The 23,464-nt window shown below is 69.4% G+C and carries 23 protein-coding genes; 7 read left to right on the top strand and 16 right to left on the bottom strand.

Annotated features, from left to right (window positions below; translation table 11 throughout):
• Nucleotides 1-884 precede the first annotated feature (884 nt).
• Nucleotides 885-1,199 carry a hypothetical protein gene (locus AC08OJ_RS07900; RefSeq protein ID WP_476595400.1) on the top strand — a complete coding sequence of 105 codons (315 nt, stop codon included), beginning with the start codon at nt 885-887 and terminating at the stop codon, nt 1,197-1,199.
• Nucleotides 1,200-1,675: 476 nt separating this feature from the next.
• Here AC08OJ_RS07900 and AC08OJ_RS07905 read toward each other — a convergent pair whose 3' ends face one another.
• The 3 genes from AC08OJ_RS07905 to mscL form a co-directional block, all read right to left on the bottom strand.
• Nucleotides 1,676-1,843, bottom strand: a complete 168-nt coding sequence (locus AC08OJ_RS07905; protein WP_476595401.1) for a hypothetical protein — start codon at nt 1,841-1,843, stop codon at nt 1,676-1,678.
• A gap of 403 nt (nt 1,844-2,246) precedes the next feature.
• Nucleotides 2,247-3,197, bottom strand: coding sequence for a S1C family serine protease (locus tag AC08OJ_RS07910; RefSeq protein ID WP_476592290.1), 951 nt, complete (start codon nt 3,195-3,197; stop codon nt 2,247-2,249).
• A gap of 927 nt (nt 3,198-4,124) precedes the next feature.
• Nucleotides 4,125-4,520 carry a large conductance mechanosensitive channel protein MscL gene (mscL, locus tag AC08OJ_RS07915; protein ID WP_476595402.1) on the bottom strand — a complete coding sequence of 132 codons (396 nt, stop codon included), beginning with the start codon at nt 4,518-4,520 and terminating at the stop codon, nt 4,125-4,127.
• 910 nt (nt 4,521-5,430) lie between these two features.
• Here mscL and AC08OJ_RS07920 point away from each other — a divergent pair.
• Nucleotides 5,431-6,249: a hypothetical protein gene (locus AC08OJ_RS07920; protein ID WP_476595403.1), complete on the top strand. Its 819-nt coding sequence runs from the start codon at nt 5,431-5,433 to the stop codon at nt 6,247-6,249.
• A 28-nt stretch (nt 6,250-6,277) separates the two neighbouring features.
• Here the strand turns inward: AC08OJ_RS07920 and AC08OJ_RS07925 are convergent, their stop codons facing one another.
• The 3 genes from AC08OJ_RS07925 to AC08OJ_RS07935 all read right to left on the bottom strand — a co-directional run bounded on the left by AC08OJ_RS07925 (nt 6,278) and on the right by AC08OJ_RS07935 (nt 8,967).
• Complete coding sequence (locus AC08OJ_RS07925; RefSeq protein ID WP_476592293.1) at nt 6,278-7,456, bottom strand: CE1 family esterase; 1,179 nt, start codon at nt 7,454-7,456, stop codon at nt 6,278-6,280.
• A 27-nt stretch (nt 7,457-7,483) separates the two neighbouring features.
• Nucleotides 7,484-7,882, bottom strand: a complete 399-nt coding sequence (locus tag AC08OJ_RS07930; RefSeq protein WP_462187418.1) for a hypothetical protein — start codon at nt 7,880-7,882, stop codon at nt 7,484-7,486.
• 197 nt (nt 7,883-8,079) lie between these two features.
• Nucleotides 8,080-8,967: a membrane protein gene (locus AC08OJ_RS07935; RefSeq protein WP_476592294.1), complete on the bottom strand. Its 888-nt coding sequence runs from the start codon at nt 8,965-8,967 to the stop codon at nt 8,080-8,082.
• Nucleotides 8,968-9,298: 331 nt separating this feature from the next.
• Between AC08OJ_RS07935 and AC08OJ_RS07940 the strand changes: the two genes are divergently transcribed.
• Complete coding sequence (locus tag AC08OJ_RS07940; RefSeq protein ID WP_476592295.1) at nt 9,299-9,955, top strand: UdgX family uracil-DNA binding protein; 657 nt, start codon at nt 9,299-9,301, stop codon at nt 9,953-9,955.
• 55 nt (nt 9,956-10,010) lie between these two features.
• Here AC08OJ_RS07940 and AC08OJ_RS07945 read toward each other — a convergent pair whose 3' ends face one another.
• The 4 genes from AC08OJ_RS07945 to AC08OJ_RS07960 form a co-directional block, all read right to left on the bottom strand.
• Entirely contained in the window at nt 10,011-10,745 is a 735-nt protein-coding gene (locus AC08OJ_RS07945) for a L,D-transpeptidase (protein WP_476592296.1), read from the bottom strand.
• A gap of 20 nt (nt 10,746-10,765) precedes the next feature.
• Nucleotides 10,766-11,575, bottom strand: coding sequence for a hypothetical protein (locus AC08OJ_RS07950; RefSeq protein ID WP_476592297.1), 810 nt, complete (start codon nt 11,573-11,575; stop codon nt 10,766-10,768).
• 499 nt (nt 11,576-12,074) lie between these two features.
• The gene (gene pdxH / locus AC08OJ_RS07955) at nt 12,075-12,827 is read right to left on the bottom strand and encodes a pyridoxamine 5'-phosphate oxidase (RefSeq protein ID WP_476595404.1); all 753 of its coding nucleotides are present in this window, start codon (nt 12,825-12,827) and stop codon (nt 12,075-12,077) included.
• Between the two features lie 83 nt (nt 12,828-12,910).
• A complete protein-coding gene (locus AC08OJ_RS07960; protein ID WP_462187414.1) occupies nt 12,911-13,306 on the bottom strand; it encodes a toll/interleukin-1 receptor domain-containing protein in 396 nt (131 codons plus the stop codon).
• Nucleotides 13,307-13,736: 430 nt separating this feature from the next.
• Here AC08OJ_RS07960 and AC08OJ_RS07965 point away from each other — a divergent pair, with 430 nt between their 5' ends.
• Nucleotides 13,737-14,846 carry a citrate synthase 2 gene (locus AC08OJ_RS07965; RefSeq protein ID WP_476592299.1) on the top strand — a complete coding sequence of 370 codons (1,110 nt, stop codon included), beginning with the start codon at nt 13,737-13,739 and terminating at the stop codon, nt 14,844-14,846.
• Complete coding sequence (serC, locus tag AC08OJ_RS07970; RefSeq protein ID WP_476592300.1) at nt 14,839-15,963, top strand: phosphoserine transaminase; 1,125 nt, start codon at nt 14,839-14,841, stop codon at nt 15,961-15,963. The genes AC08OJ_RS07965 and serC overlap by 8 nt, the downstream gene beginning before the upstream one ends.
• A gap of 85 nt (nt 15,964-16,048) precedes the next feature.
• On the opposite strand, the gene AC08OJ_RS07975 is transcribed toward serC, so the two are convergent.
• The 4 genes from AC08OJ_RS07975 to AC08OJ_RS07990 form a co-directional block, all read right to left on the bottom strand.
• Nucleotides 16,049-17,416, bottom strand: a complete 1,368-nt coding sequence (locus tag AC08OJ_RS07975) for a citrate synthase (protein WP_476595405.1) — start codon at nt 17,414-17,416, stop codon at nt 16,049-16,051.
• Nucleotides 17,417-17,682: 266 nt separating this feature from the next.
• Nucleotides 17,683-18,372, bottom strand: coding sequence for a response regulator transcription factor (locus AC08OJ_RS07980; protein ID WP_476592302.1), 690 nt, complete (start codon nt 18,370-18,372; stop codon nt 17,683-17,685).
• On the bottom strand, nt 18,363-19,283 hold the full coding sequence (locus AC08OJ_RS07985; RefSeq protein ID WP_476595406.1) for a sensor histidine kinase: 921 nt from the start codon (nt 19,281-19,283) through the stop codon (nt 18,363-18,365). Before AC08OJ_RS07985 ends, AC08OJ_RS07980 begins: the two co-directional genes overlap by 10 nt.
• Nucleotides 19,284-19,366: 83 nt before the next feature.
• The gene (locus AC08OJ_RS07990) at nt 19,367-20,125 is read right to left on the bottom strand and encodes a hypothetical protein (protein WP_476595407.1); all 759 of its coding nucleotides are present in this window, start codon (nt 20,123-20,125) and stop codon (nt 19,367-19,369) included.
• A 348-nt stretch (nt 20,126-20,473) separates the two neighbouring features.
• Here AC08OJ_RS07990 and AC08OJ_RS07995 point away from each other — a divergent pair, with 348 nt between their 5' ends.
• Nucleotides 20,474-20,905, top strand: a complete 432-nt coding sequence (locus AC08OJ_RS07995; protein ID WP_476592305.1) for a MarR family transcriptional regulator — start codon at nt 20,474-20,476, stop codon at nt 20,903-20,905.
• 36 nt (nt 20,906-20,941) lie between these two features.
• Here AC08OJ_RS07995 and AC08OJ_RS08000 read toward each other — a convergent pair whose 3' ends face one another.
• Nucleotides 20,942-21,955, bottom strand: a complete 1,014-nt coding sequence (locus AC08OJ_RS08000) for a Gfo/Idh/MocA family oxidoreductase (RefSeq protein ID WP_476595408.1) — start codon at nt 21,953-21,955, stop codon at nt 20,942-20,944.
• A 219-nt stretch (nt 21,956-22,174) separates the two neighbouring features.
• Between AC08OJ_RS08000 and AC08OJ_RS08005 the strand changes: the two genes are divergently transcribed.
• Nucleotides 22,175-22,834, top strand: a complete 660-nt coding sequence (locus tag AC08OJ_RS08005; RefSeq protein WP_476592307.1) for a 2'-5' RNA ligase family protein — start codon at nt 22,175-22,177, stop codon at nt 22,832-22,834.
• On the opposite strand, the gene AC08OJ_RS08010 is transcribed toward AC08OJ_RS08005, so the two are convergent.
• Nucleotides 22,801-23,334, bottom strand: a complete 534-nt coding sequence (locus tag AC08OJ_RS08010) for a winged helix-turn-helix domain-containing protein (RefSeq protein WP_476595409.1) — start codon at nt 23,332-23,334, stop codon at nt 22,801-22,803. The genes AC08OJ_RS08005 and AC08OJ_RS08010 overlap by 34 nt on opposite strands.
• Between the last annotated feature and the right edge of the window lie 130 nt (nt 23,335-23,464).

The following is a 23,464-nucleotide window of genomic DNA, read 5'->3' on the forward strand; positions in this document are numbered from 1 at the left end:
AATCCGTAGATCGTCGGCGGAGGCGACATCGAGAACTCCATTTGCTTGCGTATGTGGTCGCCACAGCCGCAAGCCATGCGCTGTTCCGCGGTGCGGTCTTCCTCGACGGGCGTAGGGGTTGACTCCGTGGCGAGTGTGACGCAGAATCGACCATGTGTTCGGGTGGCTCCTGTCATCCTTTCAAGTGTGCGGGCTTTCAAGTACGCGAGCACAGCCAGAACATGGTGATGATCTTCCGTGAGAGATAACCACTTGTGCTATCATCATAGGCGAGTAACTCTGCGGCATATTTCTTTTCGACATACTGGCTGAGAACAAAGACCGGGGACTCCGAGTGAAAAATGCGTGATTATGGCGCCGACGGGTCCGGGACCGAACCGCAGTCCCTTCCAGGCCTACTATCGGCACTCGGCGGATCTCGGGATTTTTAACGTCCTGCTCGATCTGGCATCTTTTGAGTATGCCCGTATCCACATTGTTGTGCAATGTGGACTAGAGAAAAGACTAGATGAAAATGGGTAGTGGTATTGTAATCGGATTGATGATCCAGTCGCCTGTGTCGGGCGAACTTGTCCTTCCGGTGGAGAAGCTGCTGGGAGCGGGTCCGGTACTTGGGCTCCCGGGGTTGCCACTCGGTGGGGACGTCGACGTCGGAGCGCCCACCTCGGTCGGTGCCGTCGAGGGTGGGGTGCTCGGTGGTGCCGTCGGCGGTCGGCTGGCTGACGATGGAGTCGTGGTCGGTGGCTCCGTCGTCGGCGTGCGTGGCGCCGGGGCGGTGGACGGCGAGGACGGAGGCGGTGCCGCAGGCGTCTTGACAAAAGCAGGGTCGGGACGGGTGAGAGGCGGAGGGCGAGGGCTTGCTGACCTGCCGCGCGATGGGCTCCATGAGGCGTGGTTCCAAGCCCCCGGGCGACGCAGCCCGGCTGGTGAACGCTCCGGCGACCGTCGGGACGACTGTCGAGGACGTCGCGGCCGCATTGCTGGGTGCGGCCGCAGGCATGGGCGGACGTACCGCGTCCGGGGTCGGCGCCTGCGTCACCTGCCCCTGCGTGATATTCGGCCTGTCCTCCGACAGCAGCTGGGCATCGGAGGTGGGCCAGTTCATGACCGCCGTGAGGCCGGCGACGGCAATGGCCGTCACCACGGCGACTGCCACCGCCGACCGCCTGCGCCATCCCGCGGTGCCGCGGCCAGTATGAGTCTGTGGTGCGTCGGTGAGGTCATTGTCGGAGTCCATGCGCATGAGCGGGAGTAGACGCGTGGGGTGCGTGGTGGCGGCGATGATGGTTTTCTCGGCATCGGCGTACCTGTCACCGCTGGGTGGAGCAGTCGGTACCTTGACGAGATTGACCTTCGGTGTCTCCTTGGTGGTCTCGCCGACTTCGCTCTTAGTATCGGTATCGGTATCGGCCGCGGCGGGCCGCTGCCGCAGCCCGCCGACTGGCGGCTGAGGCTGCGGCTACAGCCGCGACAGCGGCGCGATCGAAGGTGCGCGCGAGGCCGACCCGCAGACTCGCCGGCGCCGGAACCACGGCACCGGTGAGGAGCTCTTCGGGCGAGACTCCATGGGGTACCGGGATGCTGCGCGCCTAGGGCGATCCCGACCAGGCCAGAGCGCTTCCTCGAGCAAGCTCGAGTAGCCAGGACCGCAGCCGGGTGGGATCGCTCAGGGGATTTAGACGAGGGCGAACGCCGTCCCGGCCGCTGCGCGGGCCACGGTGGGATCGCCCAGAATCAGCAGGCACATCGAGAAGACATCATCGGCGTACAGATCGTAGAGATCGTCGAACGCCTGCCGGTCACCACGTCGGACACGGGCCACCAGGTCCGCGTCGTCGTCCATACTCAGCTTCTCCCCGGGGACTAGCGGCGGCCCCGGAACGGGCCGGCATCGCCCCATCGGTAGCCCGGTGAGGCAGTCCCAATCCTAGAAGTTCGTCCCCCGCAGCGGGTGAACGTCGTGAAGATTTTGTTGTCGCCGATTCGACAGTCGATAACGCTTGACTACTGACGTCGTCGCACTTTGATCCCCATCGACTACGGCTGGTTACTTTGCCTGGTAGGTCTCACGGCAGGGTGGCCATGTCCCGTCGGAGACGGGACCAATCCACCCTGGACGAACCTGCCTTCAATGGGTATAAGCCGAAATCTGTCACCAATTCGGCAGAACTGGCGTTCGGAACCGGACCGGCCATTCGCGGCCTTCCGCTGGAAGGCGCCACGCTTCTTGCGGGTCGGGACATAGCTCAGGATGCTGGTGGTTGTTGGGCGAGCCGGGCCTTGACGGTGCCGCTCTGTCCATCACGGGTATAGGTCACTTCCACCTCGTCGCCGATGGCGTGGGACCGGACCGCCGCGATGAGGGAGTCGACGTCGTTGACAGCACGGTTGCCGACCTTCGTGATGACGTCGTCGGCGCGAAGGCCGGCCTTTTCGGCGGGTCCACCCGGAACCATGGAGCGGATCTTTGCACCGTTGCCGCTGGAGGCGGTGGAGCGGGTGTTCTCCTCCGAGGTGGAGGCGCTGACGCCCAGGTACGGGTGTCGGGCGCTGCCCGTAGAGATCAACTCGGTGGCCACCGACCCGGCATAGTTGCCCGGAATAGCGAAACCGACGCCGATGTTGCCGGACTGCTGGCCGCCACCGAAGGGACTTCCACCACCCACGGTCGCGATCGCGCTGTTCACGCCGATGATCTCGCCGCGACTGTTGACCAGCGGACCACCGGAGTTACCGGGGTTGATTGATGCGTCGGTCTGGATTGCGTCGAGCACGGTGTTCTGCTGATCCCGCACGGTTGAATCCCCGGTGCGCACCGGGCGATGCACGGCACTGACGATGCCGGACGTGACCGTGCCGTTCAGCCCGAGCGGGCTGCCGACCGCTACCATCAGTTCCCCGATGCTCAGCGTGTCGGAATTGCCGAACGTGGCCGCCGTGAGACCGGTGGCATTGATTTTGATCACCGCGAGGTCCGAGCTCGGATCCGTGCCTACGACCTGCGCATCGAAAGTACGACCGTCCTGCAGAGTGACCGTCAGCGAGCCGCCATTCGCGGCACCCGAGACCACATGGTTGTTCGTCAGGATATGCCCGTCCGAACGGATGATGGTGCCGGAGCCGGTGCCCGACTCGCTGCTCGATTCCTCGGAGATTGTCACGACACTCGGCAGGATCTTCTGCGCCGCGGCCGACACAGTGTTCGCGGCTGCGGGCGACGTTCCACCGGAACTGTCCACGGTGTTGTGCAGACCGGCGGATGTGACGATGGTCTGCCCCCCGTTGTTGTCGGCGACCAGCGCTCCGACACCGCCACCCACACCGGCCGAGACCAGGGCGATGGCGAGTCCGGCGGCGACGAGCCGCCGTCGGCGCCAAGGGGGCGAGGCGACCATGGTTGTCTCGTTGCCGTAGAGGTCCTGGGTGGGTGGCGAGCCGGCGCCGCTCGGAGAACTCCATGGCGGTCCCCAGGAATACCCTCCGGTCGGGGGGCCCGCGGGAGGTCCCGCGGGGCCGGCCGCGCCGTTCACGGCTCTCGGGGCAGCGGGACCACCGGGTGGCGGACCTGAAGGCGGTCCCCACGGGCCGCCGGGCGACGCCGTCGGAGGCGGGCTTCCCGCGGAGAGCGCGGCCTGCGGCTGGCTGGCCTGGGACGGCCCGGCCGGGTACGGAGAATCCGGATACGGACGAGGATCCCCATGCGGGGGATGGGGATTCGGATACTGAGGATGCTGGCCGGAGGGTGGCCCCAGCGTCGGCGGTTGGCTGTACGGCGAGCCGGGCGGACGGGAAGGCGGGCCCGCCGGGAGGCCGGGTTCGGAGCTGGCGGGACCAGCCGGGTGATCTTGGCCGGCTCGTGTCGCGGCCGCGCCGCCGATGGGCGGAGCCCAAGGGGAGGGGGGGAAGTCATGCCCGGCGCCGGACCCCTCCCTGCCGCCGCCCCTGGGGGCGTCCTCGGCGCTACTGCTGAAGGGGAGACGCGGTGTCATGGTAGGCACTTTCCCTTGAAAGCCTGAGCGATTCCTGAATGCCGACCAACGTTCGGGTAAGCGATCCGGTGTGGAGCCGCGCGGTGTGGAGCCGCGCGGTGTGGAGCCGCGCTGGGTCGGCCCGGGTCGGCTGGGTCAGCCGGTGGGACGGTGTTCCGCCAGTAGATCACGGATTTCCGTGAGCAGGCGTGCTTCGTCGGTGAGTACTGGGTCCTCCTCCGGCGGGACCTGCCCCCGCGTCCGTCGCTCGTTGATGGTGTTCAGGGGGAGTACTACTACGAAATAGATCACTGTAGCGACTGAGAGGAATGCGATGACACTGTTGATGAACTCGCCGTACCGAAACATGCTGCCGTTGATGGTGAAGGTGAGGGCCGAGAAGTCGGGTTTGCCGAAGATCGCGGCGATCAGCGGGGTGAAGATGGTCTTCACCAGCGACGTCACCACTGCGGTGAAGGCGGTACCGACCACGACCGCGACCGCCAGGTCGACGACGTTCCCTCGCATCAGAAACTGCCTGAAGCCCTTCATGCGGCGTCCCCCCTGAAATATGTGCCTGATGACATGGGAGGATATCGGTGCAGATCAGTGGGTGACCGGCGAGGTACCTGGCCGATCCCTTTACGCCTTCGGTGGGCTACTATCAACTAAGCTCGCGCAACGTCGACGCAACGCCGTGGTACAGCGGTGGGACGGGCGGACGCAAGCGGAGCTCGGGATCGGAGGTCGTCTGGTGACGGACGGTGTGCGACGGACCGAGTGGGACGACGACCGGCAGTCTCCCTACTATCAGGGGGGCGGTAGCAGTCCCTCGATGGAGCCGTATCAGCCAGCGGGGCCGGATCCGCGCCCGCAGCATAGCGGCTACGGCCCTCCGACCGGGTCATATGACGCCGCTGGACCGGTGACCGGGCCCTACCACCCGGTACCGGCGAGCCACGGCAATCCATATCAGGGCAGTTCGATACAGCCCGAGGATACCGATTCGCCGTCCACCGGCACCTCGATGCGCCGGGCGCTCGTCCCGCCCGCTCGGACCGCTCGGACCGAGGGCCGGCGGTCCCGAGTCGTTCCTGGTTCCGCTCCCGCAGCCGCACCCGGGCGTCAACCACCCGAATGGGCTACCGATGGAAGGTCGGATCCACGAGGTGGACCGAATCGGCAGAATGAGGGCGGTCTGCCGCGGGCCAAGACGGCGATGCCGACACGTCGGGCCGACGGTGCCCCTACAGGCGGTCCGTCGACCGGCGGCGCCGGAATGAGGGACGGTGGAACAGGCCTGCGGACGCCCTACGGCAGGGATGCCGGCGACGACCTCGGACTCGACCGGCGCCGTGCCGATCGCACCGATCCCGGTCGGCCTGATCGGCCTGACCGGTCCGGTCGACCCGACCGACCCGAGGCTTACCCGCCGGGCGGGGGGCGGAGCCGGCCGAATCCGGTGCGGTTCGGCGCCGACCAGCGGGTCGCGGCGCGTCGCTCAGGGGGCCTGACCTCCGCCGCGGGCACAGTCGATTTCCCCGACGAGGACGACGCTCGCGATTCCCGGCAGGGAGATCGTGATTCCGACACCATGCCCTTCCTGCATCGGGTCGGGGTGGCCCTGGTGGTGCTGGCCGTGGCACTTGGGGTGGGCGTCGGGGCCGGTGCCGTCTGGGAGACGGTCCGGCCCAGCGGCCGGACCGCCACCAATGCGGCCCCGGCGCCGACGGCAGTATCGTCCGGCGGTCCCGCAGCGGCCGCGCCTAGCCCGAGCACGGGGGCAGCCGGCGGTAAGGCAGCTGGCGGTCAGGCGGCCGCGGGCCAGATCGCGGTGCCGACGGACTGGACCTCGTTCACCGACACTGTGCAGAAGGCCACCTTCTCCCACCCGCCGGTGTGGAAGCAGCGGCGCGACAACACCGGCATCTTTTATGGCGAGCCCGGCACCGTCTCGGAGTACGGACCGCAGAGGATCGGGGTGGCCCGGGTCGCGGTGCAGGATCCGGTGGCAGCGCTCACGCAGGTCCAGTCCGCCGAGTTCAACACGGTCCCCGGTCTGACCAGGGACCGTTCCGGCCCGGCGACGGACACCAGCGGTCAGCCCACCCAGGAACTCGTCGGCTCGTACGACCGGGAGGGGCAGCGGGTCTCTTACCTCATGCGCACGGTGTCGGTGTCCGGTGCCGTGTACGTGCTCATCGCGCGAGTGTCGACCGACGTCCTGGCGTCGCTCAATACGCTGATGGGCGCGCTGCGATCCTCGTTCGCGCCGGCCTGATCCGTCCCTGCCGGCTGGCCGTCGCGGGTCACATCCGCGGGCCGGGCCGCGCGGAACGGGCCGGAGCCAGCAAATTCCAGATCACCCTGCCCGTGGCGAAGGCGGCCGGTCCGGAGACGGCCGGCCAGCCGTGGGCCAGGGCGGGCAGCAGGAATTGCACGACCCGGGCCGAGGAGGCACAGGGGGTCTCCTTGCGCAGGGCGACGGCCGGTGACGTCACCGTGGTCGAATTCGCGGGCACACCCGGGACGGCGCTCGGCATCAGGACCCGCGGGGCGGCGTTCACCAGCGCGCTTGCAGGGTGCGCCGGCCCGCTTGCCGGGGGCACCGGGGGCACGGCGACGGGCGCGGCCACGTCCGCGTCCGTTCCAACGCTCAGCGCGGACTGTGATGCCACCGGGGCGTGCCATGGCATGCCGGTCGAATCCGTGAGGACAGTGTCCGTAGGCCGGCTCGGGACGGGGCAACGATCCACCGACCGGAACGGGATCATGCTCTCCTCGACCGGCGTGATCGCGGTCCGCAGCACCGGCGACCAGAGGGTCCCCTGGTAGGGCACATGGCCGTCCGCCCCGCCGTGGACGACCACGACGGTCAGCGGGGCGCCCGGACGGCAGTCCGACACCTGACGGCTGGCCGCCACGACGGCGATGCCCGCGAGTTCGTCCCCGTGTTCGCAGGCGTACCGGTAGGCCAGCATGCCGCCGTTGGACAGACCGATCAGGCTGACCCTGTTCCGGTCGATCGGGTAATGCTCGCTGAGATGCGCGATCAACGCGCGTAGCCAGCCGGCGTCATCGGTATGGTTGATCACGGCGGTGTCGCAGCAGGTTCCAGCGTTCCATGCCCTGTTGAGGCCGTCCGGGTACACGACGGCGAGGCCGGCGGCACGGGCGAGGTTGTCCAGGTCCCAGTGCTGCTTGGGGTCCGCGCCGTCGTAGTGCAGGCTGTGCAGCGCCACGAGCAGGGGATAGGGCTTCGGGGCGTCGGACGGGGGCAGGGTCATCCGGATGCGGGCGCCCCGTCCGGAGCGTTCGAACGCATCGGGACCCGTGGTGGGCGCCGGGGTGGCGGCCAGGACTACATGACCACGTCGGGGACCCTCCAGCACGCCGCAGCCGGACGTCGTCAGCAGAAGGGGAACCAGGAGGGTGAGGAGCCAGACCGCGGCGACGCGGCGGCGACGGACGGCCGGCACGAGGGCCATTCTGACGCGCGTCCAGCGCCCCGGGCGTCACCGGTGTCGATGATTGCTCTTCGTGTTCGAACTACTACGAGCGAGATCGCCCTCGGGGGTGCGGACCACATTGAGTCTGGGACGATCCGCGTCGGAAGGCACCCAGCGGCCCGATGATCGTGTCTCCGTGTTTTCCGCGGCCGTGCGGTAACGGTCGAACGCCTCCTGGGCACGGCTTTCCAGATCGCCCACGAGAGCGAGTGACTCGCGTACCCGCCGCTCCCCGGCGGGACCGGCGGCGAGCAGGTCCGACAGACAGTTGTCCACGGCACGCCGCGCCGCCAGCCAGCCGAGGAGCAGTCGGGAGCGCTCCATATCCGAGAGCTCGTCCACCGAGATGTCCCTCCGCTCGCCACTCGTGACGTTGATGAGGTTTCCGCCGTGAGGATCGGCCACCTGCGGACCGATCTGGCAGGGTCCCCTGGCTGGGTCAGGTGTCCGGGTCAGGGCGATATGCGTGGTCGAGGTCAGCGACCGACTTTTACCGTCCGTCCTCTCCCAGAGTGCCCCACCTGAGGCCCGAACACGCCGCAGTTCGCCGAACGCACACCCACCGGCCGACGGCGACCGGGATGTGGGGGACGGACCACACGTTACGTGGGTCCCCCCGGAAGCGGTCGGCCGGCGGGCGGCGGGGGCTCGTCCACCGCAGACGGTGGAGGCCGTTCGGAGGAGCCGGTTTTGGACAGTGGCCCCTCGCCCGGTGGCGGGATCGGGGGTCGAGGCGAGGCGACGGCCGGCGGTGGCAGCGGCCGTTCCGGCGCGTGTGCCGGGGAGGTGGTGGGGCGGCGATCGTGCCACTTCGCCCGAGCCTCGGCGGCGGTGTCCTCGACGTGTTCGAGGATCTCCTCCCATCGGATCTGCATGGGTCGAATGAGGCCGCCTCCCACGCCGACGACGATCACACCGGTGAGGGAGGCCAGGATCGCCCAGAGGACCGGTGTGGTGACCGACGTCGCGAGTCCCACCTCGTCCAACCCCGTTTTGCCGAAGGCGACTACGAGCACGGTGGCCACGATGTTGCCGGCCGCCCGTCCGTACGCGAGGTCGCGTAGTGCCTCCGTGACGAAGGTCCGGACGACCCGGGCGAGGCCGACCCCGATCATGATGACCAGCGTCGCGAGCAGGGTGCGGAGCAGCAGAGCGAGTAGATCGGTCACGGTGTCCTCGGCCGTGTTCGGTCCGAAGACCCCCAGCGCGATCCGCAGCACGCCGAGCAGGCCGATGCCCATGAGCACCCGGAGCCCGCTCGCCCGCACGCTCTGGGCCGGCTGGTGCAATAGCCGCGGCAGGCCGGCGCGATCGATGATCCGATCCAGGCCGGCGCGTTCGGTGAACCGGGTGACGAGGCGCGTACCCGCCCGGACCAACAGCCAACCGAGCAGACAGATCGCGAGGAAGAGGCCTACTTTCGGAGCTGTCGCGGCGATTTGCGACCATGCGTCGGAGAAGCCCCGATCCCACTCCACGGCAAGCGTCACCCGTACAGCACAACAGCAAACGCTGTGTAGTTGAATGATGACACGCCGCTATTTTGCGGGGTGGTCCCGTGGATTGGCCACCCTTGATCCTGGGCAGGGGGATGCGTGGGCAGGATCCCCCGCTCGAAGACCGGCGGAGAAGTGGCGGGCTCCGCCGGAGGTGGTCGCGTCGGCGTGGGATGTGGAGGGCAGCTCACGCACGGCGCGCCACGCATCGCCTTGTACCACGCATTGCCCCGCACCCCCGGCACCGGGGTCCCGGCACGCCGGGTCTCCCAGGGCTCGTGCGGCTCGTGCGGACGGGCGAGGGCCCGTCCGGTTGAATCGGTGGATGAGCATGCAGCCCGTACACATACCACCACGGGCGGACCTGCCGACCCTGGCGGCGGCGGCCGCCGACTGCCAGGGATGCGACCTCGCGCAGCTGCCCGGTACCCGCACGGTCTTCGGGGTCGGCCCCGCGCACGGCTGGCTCGCCCTCGTCGGCGAGCAGCCGGGCGACATCGAGGACCGGCGGGGTGCGCCGTTCGTGGGCCCCGCCGGCAAGCTGCTCGACCGGGCCCTCGGCGAGGTGGGACTCGACCGTGCCGAGGTGTACATGACGAACGCCGTCAAGCACTTCCGGTATCGCACCGGCAACGGCCCGCGGCGGATCCACCAGACCCCGGACCCGCGGCATGTCACCGCGTGCCGTCCCTGGCTATCCGCGGAGCTCAACCTCGTTCGGCCGGCGATCGTCGTGATCCTGGGGGCTACGGCCGGTATGTCGCTGCTCGGACCGTCGTTCCGGGTGACGAAGATGCGTGGCCGGCTGCTCCCCGGGCCGGCCGGCTCCGGGGCTCAGCTGCTCGCCACGCTGCATCCCAGTGCGGTGCTACGGGCAGATCCCGCCCGCCGTGACGAGGTCTACGCCGGATTCGTCGACGATCTGCGGATCGCCGTGGCGGCCCGTCCCGCCATGGGCCCGTCCGCCTCGGTGGATGCATAGCCCACCCGGGCCCCGGCGATCCTCCGCCGGGAAGGGCCTCGTTACCGATCTTCTTCTAGGCGATGATGTCGATCGGTGTACCGAGGGGAACGGTCTGGGCGAGTCTGGTGATCGCGTCGTTGCTCAGGCGGATGCATCCGTGGCTGACGTCCTTGCCGATGAGCTTTGGTTCGTTCGTCCCGTACATGCCGATGACCGGCTTGTGGCCGCCGAACGAGCTGAGTGATGTCGAGAAGCCGTTAAGCCCGAAGGCATACGGCCCGTACGGACCGTTCGGGTCACGCGGCTTGAGCAGCTCCATGAGATAGAAGCGCCCGCCCGGCGTCGGGGTGTCGGCGGTGCCGATCCCCACCGGCTCCTCGGCGATCTGCGTCCCGTTGCTGAACACATGGAGTCGGTGCCTGCCGCGGGAGACAACCAGCCGGTACGACGTCTCGGACGCGGCGACCTGGTCCGCCTTCAACCAGCCGGTGCTGCCGTTCGGCTGCACCGGCAGCAGTACCTGCCACCATCCCGACAGCTTGGCCTGGACGAGGAAGACCCGCTTGACGCCGTTCTCATTCGGACTGGCCAGCGTGGAGGAGGGTTGGGTGTCAGTCGGGGCGCTGTAGACGTCGACGCTGGCACCCACGGCCGTGACCACGGTGCTCTTTCCCTGGCCGAGCCCGGCGACGGCGGCGAGCTGGTTGCGCACCTGCAGGGAGAGATCGGTGGAGGCGTTCCTGGCGCCGTCGCCGCAGCTGGTCAGCACGACGCCACCCAGGATGGCCGCGAGGGCGCCCGCGGCCATCCTGGGACCAGGTCCGGAGCTCATCGCGTGTAGTGCGGATCGGCCGGGACGGCGCTCGTGGCGGCGGGCACCGCGACGGGTAGCGGAGCGGGCGGTGCGAGCGGCAGCGGGGCCGACCCGCCCGTGCAGTTGGAGACACCGACCGTCGGCACGGTCACGAGCAGAACCTTGGTCTTGGCGTCCCAGGGGGAGCCGATTACCGCGAGCGCCTTCGAGGGGACGTCAACGGTCTGCTTCGGCCCGATGTCCAGAATCCCGCCGTGCAGGCTGGTGTCGAACCAGCCGAATCCAAAGGCCTTGTCCGCGGTGTTCTTCAGTTTCCAGGAGGGGACGGAGCCGTCGCAGGTGAAGGTGAGGAACAACGGGTTGACGTCCATGTCGTCGATGCTGTTGATCTGCTTGTCCAGCGGGACCTCGAAGGGCAGCAGGTCGAGGAAACCGTCGAGTGTCGGGTTGCCGGTGCCGTTGATCGGGCTCGCGGAGGACGTCGCGTCCGCCGTCGCGCCCGGAATCAGGGCCGCGGCGTCGGTGGGCGTGGCATTCGGCGTGGCGCTCGGATCGAGGCTCGGAGTGGCGGTCGGGCCGGCCGGCCCGACCGTCGGGTCCACGCCGGCCAACGGCACCGTCGGGTCCACGCCGGCCAACGGCTCTGTCTTCGGTGTCGCCGTCGGGGCGTCGGCAACGAGGGGGGACGGGCTCGGCTGGGTGACGGCTGTGGCTGTGGCCGTGGGCGACGGTTCCGGAGTTTCGGCGAGCGCCGGGAAGGCCAGTGCGATGGTCGCCGTGCCGAGAACGCCGGCCACCGCGGCACGCATTCTGGTGATACGCATAAATCCGTCTCCTCGACGTGTGCCGAGCACGTTGATTGCGGGCAGGAGCGATTGCAGCCAAGAAGGTAGCAACGCGCCGTTCGTCCCCGGGAGGCCGGGTCCGGCGTAGCGGAACTGTTGGGTGGCGCGGCCGCGGTTTCGTGGTTGTCCGATGGGGTCCGTTGAGTCCGGCACGTTCAGCACCGGCCCAGTACGTTCAGTATCGTTCCGGCACGTTCAGTGCGGATCCGATGGGTTCAACGGCGAGCGGCGAGCGGCGAACGGCGAACGGCGAACGGCGAACGGCGAACGGCGAACGGCGAACGGCGAACGGCGAACGGCGAACGGCGAACGGCGAACGGCGAACGGCGAACGGCGAACGGCGAACGGCGAACGGCGAACGGCGAACGGCGAACGGCGAACGGCGAACGGACGTCAGTGAAGACCGCTAAGCCGGGCCGAGTCAATAAGGTGTCTCCGGGTGTGTCGCCGGCCGGCGGATGCGCGATTGCCGTGACGGTCAGGGGGCGAGGCGTTCGATGACCCAGAGATCTCCGGCCGCGGTCGGGACGACGGAGTCCGTGCCGTCGCCGTCGGCCGGTACCGACACCCGCCGGTACCGCAGCCGGTCGTGCAGCCGGTCCGCGCGGCCCTGCCAGAACTCCACGATGTCCGGCACGATGCGTAACCCACCCCAGAACTCCGGTGTCGGCACCCGGGTGCCCTCGGGCCAACGGGCCGCGAGCTTGGCGGCGCGGTCGTCGAGCACCGTACGGGACTCGATGATCGTCGACTGGTGGCTGGCCCAGGCGCCGAGCTGCGAACCACGCGGACGCGACTGGAAGTAGCGTTCCGTCTCGGCCCGGCTCACGCGCTCGATCGATCCGATGACGACGACCTGGCGCTCGAGGGCATACCAGGGGAAGACCAGCGAGCCGAAGGGGTTCTCGGCAGCCTCACGGCCCTTGCGCGAGGTGTAGTTCGTGTAGATCACAAAGCCCCGCTGGTCGAACCCCTTGAGCAGCACGGTCCTGGCACTGGGCCGCCCGGCGGCGGATGCCGTCGCGAACACGGCCGCGTTGGCCTCCGGAACGCCTACCCCGGGGGTGGCTGCGTCGGTGAACCAGGCGGCGAACTGTTCGACCCAGGTCGGCGCGAGATGCTCCGGCTCCAGATGACCGGTGCGGTAGCCCTGGCGGAGCAGGGCGGGATCGGGGACGTCCGGATCCGGACCGCCCACCGGCGGCTCGTCGGCAGCGGAGGCTGGGGCCACGCCCCGATCCTGCCAGGCAGGCCGCGCGCGCCAGCGGGACGGCCCCGAGGGTGATCCCGCCGGGCCAGGGTCCGTCGTCCTGGTCAGGAGAGCTCGGTCAGGAGCTCGCGGACGCCGAGGTCCCAGCGAACCGTAAGGTCGGTGCACCGCCGGCCAGCCAGCCGATATGGCGCGTCGCCGCCCGACGACCCCGACAGCAATGCTGGTACCAGGGTGATACCGCGGGCGGCGAGATCATCGGCCAGTGCGGGTAGCCATTCCTGGACGATCCACGGCGCGTGGATTCCCAACGTGGAGTATCCGAGCACGAGAAAGTCGGCGGCGGCGAGCGTCTCATTCATGAACATGGACACGGTGTCGCCGATGCGTATCTCCCAACGGTCCAGGTGCACCGCGTGCCCCGCCGCGCTGATCGCCCGGCCCAACCGTTCGGCGGATGCGATGTCCGCCGCGCGATGACTGATGAAGACGAACGCCATGATCCTCCCGTCGTGTTCGCGCTGCGTGACTGCCGCCGGTCAGGCGTTCCAGGCACGAGGCCCGACCGTAGCGCGGAATGATCTCAGTTGACCAAACTTTCCGTTCACCGCTCTCGGCATATTCGTATAAATAGTAATATGATGAAAAAACTGTTGTGACTTACGTCATATTTTATGGGTTTCGCGTTGCCCAGTGCATCGGTCTGTGCGCGGTCGGTTCCAGATCAGGGTTGGATGGAGCATCGCGGGGCACGCGGGGCACCTGCGCCCTGGCGCGGTGGGATGCCTCGCGGCAGGATCGGATGGAGCAGCACCCACGGGGCAGCACCCACGAAGCAGCACCGACGGGGCAGGACGCGGACGGGCCGCCGGCGGGACCATAGAGACAGAACCGGTGGGACCAAGAGACAGAAGCGGAGATCCGGACTCGATGGCCGAGAAAACAAGCGATTTCAAGCCCGGTCTGGAAGGTGTGATCGCCTTCGAGACGGAGATCGCCGAGCCGGACAGGGAAGGTAGCGCGCTGCGTTACCGCGGCGTCGACATCGAAGACCTTGTTGGCAAGGTCGACTACGGCCACGTCTGGGGGCTGCTGGTCGACGGGGCGTTCGAGCCCGGACTGCCGCCGGCCGAGCCCTTTCCGGTCCCGGTGCACTCTGGTGACATCCGGGTGGACGTGCAGAGCGCGCTCGCGATGCTCGCGCCCTACTGGGGCCTGGGCCAGCTGATCGACATCACCCCGGAGCAGGTGCGGGACGATCTTGCCCGGGCGTCGGTCGTGGCGTTGTCGTTCGTCGCCCAGTCCGCGCGGGGCCTCGGTCAGCCGGCGGTGCCGCAGAAGGAAGTTGACCGGGCCCGGACGATAACCGAGCGGTTCATGATCCGTTGGCGTGGTGAGCCGGATCCCAGGCACGTCCAGGCCGTGGACGCCTACTGGGTCTCGGCCGCCGAGCACGGCATGAACGCCTCGACGTTCACCGCCCGGGTGGTCGCCTCGACCGGCGCGGACGCCTCGGCGGCGCTGTCGGCCGCCGTCGGTGCGCTGTCCGGTCCGCTGCACGGCGGTGCTCCGTCCCGGGTGCTCGCGATGCTCGACGAGGTCGAGCGCACCGGCGACCCCCTCGGCTACGTCCGCCGCGCCCTGGACCGTAAGGAGCGCCTGATGGGCTTCGGGCACCGAGTGTACCGCGCCGAGGACCCGCGGGCCCGGGTGCTGCGCCGGACCGCTCGTGACCTGGGCTCGACCCGCTACGAGGTGGCGGAGGCGTTGGAGGCCGCCGCGATCGAGGAGCTGGCCAACCGGTTCCCGGATCGCCCGCTGCGGACCAATGTCGAGTTCTGGTCGGCGGTGGTGCTGGACTTCGCCGAGGTGCCGGCCCATATGTTCACGTCCATGTTCACCTGTGCCCGCACCGCCGGCTGGAGTGCCCACATCCTGGAACAACAACGCACCGGGCGGCTGATCCGCCCGTCCGCGCGGTACGTGGGCCCCGCTCCGCGCCCGCTCGGTGACGTCCTGCCGGGGGTCAGCCGTGGCTGACGCTCCCGCGATCGTGCTGCCCGACCGGCTGCGTCCCCGGGACGGCCGGTTCGGCTGTGGCCCGTCGAAGATCCGTCCTGAGGCGGTCGAGGCCCTCGCCGCGAGCGGGGCGACCTACCTCGGCACCTCGCACCGGCAGAAGCCGGTCAAGAGCCTGGTCGGCCGGGTGCGGGCAGGCCTGTCCGAGCTGTTCTCCCTGCCCGAGGGCTACGAGGTCGTGCTCGGGATCGGCGGTGCCACCGCCTTCTGGGACGCGGCCGCCTTCAACCTCGTCCGGACCCGCTCCCAGCACCTCGTCTTCGGCGAGTTCGGGGGCAAGTTCGCCGACACGACGAAGGGCGCGCCGTTCCTGGCCGCGCCGTCGGTGATCTCCTCGCCGCCCGGTACGCATCCGGACTGGGCGCCGGAGGCGGGCATCGACGTCTACGCCACCCCGCACAACGAGACCTCGACCGGTGTCGCCCGTCCGGTCCGCCTGCCGGTGGGTGCGGACGACGGCGCCCTGCACCTAGTCGACGCCACCTCGGGAGCCGGCGGGCTGCCGGTCGATGTGCGCGAGGTGGACGTCTACTACTTCGCGCCGCAGAAGAGCTTTGCCTCCGACGGCGGCCTGTGGACGGCGCTCGTGTCCCCGGCGGCGATCGACCGGCTCGCCGAGATCGCCGCAACGGACCGGTGGATCCCGCCGTTCCTCGATCTCGCCACGGCCCGGGACAACAGCTCCAAGGACCAGACTTACAACACCCCGGCGGTCGCGACGCTGTTCCTGTTCGCCGACCAGATCGAGTGGATGCTCGCCCAGGGCGGGCTGGACTGGTGCGTGCGGAGGACCGCGGAATCGTCGTCCATCCTCTACACCTGGGCCGAGAAGACTTCCTACGCGACACCGTTCGTCGCCGACCCGGCCGCGCGTTCGCAGGTCGTCGTGACGGTCGACTTCGAGGGGGTGGACGCCGCCGCCGTGGCCAAGGTGCTGCGCGCAAACGGTGTCGTCGACGTCGAGCCCTACCGCAAGCTCGGCCGCAACCAGCTGCGGGTGGCCTGCTTCCCGGCGGTCGAGCCGGCCGACGTCGAGGCGCTCACCGCGAGCATCGACTACGTGGTCGAGCACCTGTAGGCGCCGGGAACCGGCGGGAGCCGCCGGCAACCACAAGGGCCGGGGCCGCGGGAGACACCGCGGCCCCGGTGGGGGCTACGGCCGGTCAGCGCAGCGGGCGCTCCGGTGCCGCCTGGGCCGCCTGGGCCGCGATCGGGTCGGTCCCGCTGTCCACGACCCCGCTACGGTCGTCGATCGGGACATATGGCCGCTGGTCGTAGCCGATGTACAGCTGGCGCGGTCGGGCGATCTTCTGCTCGGGGTCGAGCAGGCCCTCTTCCCACTGTGCCAGCCATCCCGGCATCCGGCCGATGGCGAACAGCACCGGGAACATCTCCACCGGGAAGCCCATCGCCTGGTAGATGATGCCGGTGTAGAAGTCGACGTTCGGGTAGAGCTTGCGCGCGACGAAGTACTCGTCCTCCAGCGCGATCCGCTCCAGCTCCATGGCCAGGTCGAGGAACGGGTTCGTGCCGGTGACCTTGAAAACCTCGTCGGCGACCTGACGGATCACCCGGGCCCGCGGGTCGTAGTTCTTGTAGACCCGGTGGCCGAAGCCCATCAGCTTTTTCTTGCCCTCCTTCACCTGGGCGATGAAGGCGGGGATGTTCTCGACCGACCCGATCTCCGAGAGCATCCGCAGCACCTGCTCGTTGGCGCCACCGTGCAGCGGACCGTAGAGCGCGGAGATCGCGGCGGCGGCCGCCGAGAACGGGTCCGCCTGCGAGCTGCCGACCGCGCGCATCGCGTTGGCCGAGCAGTTCTGCTCGTGGTCGGCGTGCAGGATGAACAGCACGTCGAGGGCGTGCTCCAGGTTGGGGTCCGGCTCGTACTTGAGCTCGGTGGCCTTCCACATCATGTTGAGGAAGTTGCCGGCGTAGGACAGGTCATTGTCCGGGTAGACGTACGGGAAACCGACCGAGTGCCGGTAGGAGAACGCTGCCAATGTCGTGATCTTGGCGATCAGGCGGACGATCTGCAGCCGGCGCAGCCCCGGGTCGTCGATCGTCTTGGCGTCCGGGTAGAAGGTCGACAGCGCACCCACCGTGGAGACTAGCATGCCCATCGGGTGCGCGTCGTGGTGGAAGCCGTCGATGAACTTCTTGATCGACTCGTGGACCAGGGTGTGATGGGTGATCTCGTCTTCCCAGGTCGACAGCTCCTCGGCGGAGGGAAGCTCGCCGGCGAGGAGCAGGTAGGCGACCTCGAGGAAGCTGCTCTTCTCCGCCAGCTCCTGGATCGGATAGCCGCGGTAGCGCAGGATGCCGGCGTCACCGTCGATGTAGGTGATCGCACTTCTACAGCTCGCCGTGTTCGTGAAGGCGGGGTCGTACGTCATCAGCCCGAAGTCGTCGTCGCTCGTTTTGATCGAGCGAAACGCACTCGCACGTACCGTGCCGTCCGTAACCGGTATCTCATATATTTTTCCGGTGCGGCTGTCGGTGACGGTCAGTGTGCTGACCTGCTCGGACACGCCGGGCTCCTCTCGCTGTGGCGGTGCCGCAATGACGGCACTGGCCCAAGTCGGGGCGCGCGTCCGGGTACGGAGCGCTCACGCCGGTTCGCTGGCTCACATGGTTGTTCCCAAGTTTGGCCGTTCGTGCCTGCACATGCCCGTGATCGGGGGGCTCCGTCCCACGTGGGCTGCGCCACCCCGGTGGGACAGAGTCTTCCGTGGCTGCGCTCGGGGGTGGAATCACGCTTCGATGGTCACTGCGGCTCGCCCAACCGGGTGGACCGCTACTCGGAGAGCGAGGAGTGGTCCTCGCCGCCGGCCTCGCCACCGGTGGCTCGGAGCCAGGCCAGCACGGCCAGTACCCGACGGTTGTCGTCCGCGGAGGCCGGCATCCGTAGCTTCGTGAAGACGTTGGCTACGTGGTTCTCGACGGTCTTCGGCGCCAGATGGAGCTTGGCGCCGATGCCCTGGTTCGATCGCCCCTCGGCCATGTGCCGGAGCACGGCCCGCTCCCTGGCGGTGAGGCGTTCCAGTTCGCCGGCCCGCCGGCGATGGGTCAACAGGCCGGCGATGATCTCCTCGTCGACGACGAGCCGACCGCTGACCACCCTGCGTAACGCGTCGTGCAGCGCGGTGATGTCGTCCACCCGGTCCTTGAGCAGATATCCGATGCCGCCGCCCCCGTCACCCAGCAGCCGCAGCGCGTATGGCGTCTCGGCGTACGTGGACAGCACCAAGACGCCCATCGCGGGATGGGCCGCACGTATCGCCTCGGCCGCTAGCAGCCCTTCGTCGGTGAACGTCGGAGGCATCCGGATGTCCAGGATGACGGCGTCGGGCCGGCCGCAGGCGAGCTGGTCGATGATCTCGTCCGCGGTCCCGGCCTGCGCGACGACCTCGACTCCCGCGGCAGCCAGCAGCATGGCCAGCCCCTCGCGGAACAGTACTGAGTCATCCGCGACGGCTACCCGCACGGGATGCTCGCCGTCAGTCGGGTGCCGCCGCCGGACGGGCTGAGGATGCTCAGGTCGCCGCCGAGCGCACGTACCCGGTCCGCGAGACCCGCGAGCCCGCCACCCTCGACCACGACGGCACCGCCCTTACCGTCATCGGTGACCTCGATCAGGATGCCGTCGTCCACGCACCGGACCGTCACCCGGACCTGGGCCGCCCCGGCGTGTTTGACCGTGTTCGTCAGCGCCTCGCAGATCGTGTAGTAGGCGCCGGCCTCCAGGATCGGCTCGAACCGGACGGTCGGGATGTCGAACTCGACCTTGACGGGGAGGGGCTCGACCACCACCTCCAGGGCTGGGAGCAGCCCACCCTGACTCAGCATGGCCGGGTGGATTCCCCGGGCCAGACTGCGCAGGTCCTGGAGAGCATGATGCAGATCCTCGCGAGCGGCTTCGATGGCAGAGATCGTATCGGGGTCGGAGGTCTTTGTCCGGGCGAGTCCCAGCCTGGTGGCGAGGGCCAGCAGCCGTTGCTGGACGCCGTCGTGCAGATCGCGCTCGAGGCGGCGCCGTTCGATCAGGCCGACCTCCACGATGCGGGCCCGGGAGGCGCGCACGGCGTCCAGCTGCGCGGCCACGGCGGCGTGCAGCCGGGCGTTCTCCAGCGCCATGGCGCTGGCCTGCAGTGCGACCGTGACCAGGTCGCGGTTGCGCTCCTGGGCGGCGGCGGCGGAGATCAGCGCCAGTGGCGCGCCCGACGAGGTCGTCACCGGCACGAGCAGCCGGCTGGCTCCGGGACGGGGCGGGGTGGCCGTTGCGCCTTCGGCGTCGACGTGCCGCCGCTCCTGCGGCATCCACAGGAAGAGCTCGGCGGAGTCGTCGTGCAGAGCCGTACGCAGGATGTCTCGTACGGCCGGGACCGTCGGCGGCATCGGCAGCGTCGCCAGGAGCTGTGCGATGCGGGCGCGGGCGAGCTGGCGGCGTACGCCCGCCGCGGCGAAGGACAGGGGGATGGTCAGCAGCGCGAGCGCGATGAGGATGAAGGCCGGCGGGACGTAGGCTCCGCTGGGGTTGTAAACGAAGATGTTGACCGTGGCGACGAGGGTGAACGCGACCAGCAGTGCGATGGCGACCGGTCCGAAGATCCGGCGGTCGAGCGCGGAGTAGCGGCGCAGCCGCGCGCGGACAACCCAAAAAAGGCCGCGGCCAGCACGAGGGTCAGGCTGTTGAGGACCCAGATGATCTCCTCGAAGACATCCCGGTCGATCGGCGAGCCATACCACCAGACATTTCGGGAATATCCGAGCCAGGTCGGGTCGGAGATGCCGACCAGTCCCAGGTTCGCCACCGGGATGACGAGGACGGCGCTTGCCAGCAGGGCGCGCTCGCGGTTGCTCTGCAATCGCCCGACCGGATATCGCAGCGCGCCCCAGCCGAGACAGACCCAGAAATGCGTGTAGGCGAACGTGGAGATGAAAGCCGACGGACCCTTGTCCCATGCCACGGTCCAGGTCAGTGCCCACAGCAGACCACTGAAGATCATGGCTCCGGTGGCGCTGCCCAACGCGTCCTCGCCGTTCAGCAGCACTCCGGTGAGGACGAAGGCGAGCGCCACCGAGACGTTGATGCCCGCCGCCACCGGGTTGTCGGAGAATGCCAGCCACTGGCAGGCGACCGTTCCGGCCGTGGTGGCTATACCCCCGATGCTGAAGCACCATGAGCGGTGGCGGGCGGCGCAGGCGGCCAGTCGGCGGGGTACACGCGGATGAGGCACCTCAATCCACCATATGTAGCCGGAATCTCACCGAACAAGCGTCGCACATGACGACCGGGGGTTTCGAGGGTTCCCCCCTACTCTCCTGGCGGCAACCCCCCGAAGAACTCTGGAGCTGCCCCCGAAGCCAGCGGTGGCATCGAAGGTGGAGGCTGGGAGAAACGGGTCGGTGTCCCTCGGGGACCGGACCTTCGGGGGCCGAGCCTTCGGGGGCCGGAGATCGCGAGAGGCCTCCTGTGGTGGTGGGTCGGCTGCCGCTGGGGGGTAGCCGGCCCGCCTCCTGCTGTTTTCGGCGGTTCACCAGAATGTCATTCGTTTCTGAGTGTCGCTAACGAGTACCGTCGTGAGATGGAGACCGAGACGGCACGTGAGGCCGAACTCGCGTCCGCGCTGCGCCTGTCGGTGATGCGGCTTTCTCGGCGCATGCGCCAGGAGCGGTCGAGCCGGTTCACCCCCACGCAGACTTCCGCGCTTGCTACGCTGGAACGGCATGGCCCTATGACGCTTGGGGAGATCGCCGTCCACGAGCGCGTCCAGCCGCCGTCGATGACCCGGGTGATCGCGCATCTGGCCGTCACCGGGCTCGTCGAGCGCCGGCCGCACCCCACCGACGGCCGTCAAGTGATCGCTGAGGTGACCGAGGCGGGTCGAGCCCTGCTCGAGGACGACCGTCGGCGCCGGGACGAATGGCTGACCGATCGGCTGGCCGAGCTCTCACTCGAGGAGATCGCCGCGCTGAACCGCGCCGCACCGATCCTGGACGCGCTTGCCGGCTCGTAGGCCGCCCGCCGATCCGAGCATCGTTCCAAGCGCCATTCAGAGCTCCACCCAACCGCCCCGCTGATGGGAGGTCTGCGCGGCGGCCATCAGATGGTTCGCAGTGAGCAGGTCGTGGAAGGTGGCGCCGCGGACCAGCCGGGCGTCGTCGAGTTCGGTGGCGCGCACCACGTCGTAGGTGGCCTCCACCAGCCCCGGCCGGGAGGTCGGCACGGTCGGCATCATCAGATCCCGGATGCCGCTGCCGTCCTGGCGGCGGACCAGACGGCCCTGGACGACGATGCGTCCGGAGTCGCCGCACACCGTGAGGGTGGCGGTGCCGAGGTCCCCGCCCATCTGCTCGTTGATCAGAACCGTCGCGCCGCTCGCCGCCAGCAGGGCCAGCGTCACCGGTGCGTCCGGGGTGAGCGCCGGGGCGGGCATCGCGGCCGGATCGGCGCAGACCGCGAGGATCTCGCCGCACCAGCGCGTCGCCAGATCGATGATCTCGACCCGCCCGGCGGGCCCGTCCGGCGCGCCCACCACGGTCATCTGGGTGAGCCGGCCCAGGGAGGGAACGGTCGCCGCGACGTGGGTGGCGGCAGGCCAGGCCCGCCCGTCGAGCGCGACCACGTGGGCGAGATCGCCCTCCTCGGCGAGGTCGGCGACCGCGCGCAGGGCCTCGGCCTCGACGGTCGCCGGCCCGGCCAGGAGCACGTGCAGGCCGATCTCGGCCGCTTGCCGGGCGACGATGTCGGACGCGGGCGGCGGCATCTCCACGCAGACCGCCTCGATGTCGTCCGAGAGCAGGGTGAGCAGATCTGCGTACGCCCGTCGGACACCTGCCTCGGCGGCCCAGGCCAGGGACTCCAGCGGTTCCGGGGCGAGGAGACCGACGACGTCGACCCCGGCGTCGCGCAGCACCTCGGCGGTGGTGCTGTCCGAGCCATCGGTGACCAGGGCCATCGCGAGGGGCAGGTCCGGCTGCCGCCGGCGCACGACGCGCCGCAGCTCCCGCCATGCCTGAGAAAGGGCGGGATCGCGCGGCGGCACCAGATCGGGGAGCGTCGTCACAGCATTGATAGTGCTCCCCGTCTGGTGGCGAGGGTCGCCGGTCAGCCCGATTGTCGCCGAGAATCTACCGGAGGCCGAGCGCTCGCCATCCGAGCCCGGAGCAGGTCCGTGTCGCACTGTTCGTCTCGTCCCAGGGAGACTGTCGTCCCAGGGAGAGGGAGCCTGTCATTCCAGGGAGGTTGTCGTTCCAGGGAGGTTGAGCTGGCGACCAGACTGTTCGTGGCGGCCGTCCCACCCCCCGAGGTCGCCGAGGCGCTGCTCGCGGCCGTGCACAGGACGCGCGCCGCGGCGGCGGATCTGCGCTGGCCCACGCCGGACCAGTGGCACGTCACGTTCGCCTTCCTCGGGCCAGTGCCGGACGACCGGCGCGCCGAGCTCGACGCGAGACTGGCGCGGGTGGCACGCTGGCACGGCCCGTTCGCCGTCGAGACGGTCGGTGGCGGACCGTTCGGCGACCGGGTGCTGTGGACCGCGGTGCGGCAGCCACCGCCGGTGACCGCGGACGCATCCGTCGACTGCATTGCCGCAGCCGCAGCCGCCGGTGACGTGGCAGGCTCGCGAGCCAGCCCACGCCTGACGGCGCTGGCAGTGGGGGTCCGGCGGGCCGCCGAGCGTGCCGGGGCGGCCGGCCGGGACACCCGTCCGCTGCGCGCACATCTGACGTTCGCCCGGGTGCCGAACGGGCGCGGGCGGGCACTGCAACCGCTCGTCGAGCTGTTGCGTGCCGATGTCCCACCGCTGCCCTGGAGCGTCGAGCGTCTCATCCTGATGAGCAGCTCGGGCGGCGGCGAGTCCGGATCATCCCCCACCTACCGGGCGGAGACGGTCTGGGACCTCGTCGGCGGTCAACCGTCGGTCGAGGGATCCGCCGGGCGGTAGCGATAGCCCACGCGGCGGATGGTCTCGATGCGATCCCGGTGCTCCGGGCCGAGCTTGCGTCGCAGCCGCGTCACCAGGACATCCACCGTGCGGATATCGGGAGCCGACTCGTCGTCGACCTGATGGCCCCAGACCGAGCAGAGCAGTGCCTCCCGACTGTACGCCTGCCCGGGATGGCGGACGAAGAAGTCCAGTACCTCGAACTCCAGGTAGGTCAGCTGCAGGGCCCGGCCGTCAACGGTGGCGAGCCAGGCGGTGCGGTCGACCCACACCCCGCGCCGGGGCGGCGCCGCGATCTCCCACTGGCCGGTCCGGAGGCCGGCGCCGGGCGTGTGTGCGGGCGCCGTCGCGGGCAGGGATGGTCTCGGCAGGGACGGTCGTGGAAGGGACGCCGCCGGGACGGACGCCGCACGGGCGGGCGCGGTGCGGGGCGTCCGGTACGGGAGGACGGTCGTCTGTGGGGGCATTGCTGGCCTTTCGGTCAGGTTTCTCTCGGTCACCGAAGATCGGGCGGGCGGCGAGATGCCGTCGACGTGTCAGCGTTCTGGACGGTGGGTGTTCTGGACGGTGGGTCCGCCGGGTACGCGGCGCGGTGGCGCGAAGATGGTGGCGGTGCCTCTCACCGTCGGC

The sequence above is a fragment of the Frankia sp. CgKIO3 genome (assembly GCF_977946435.1).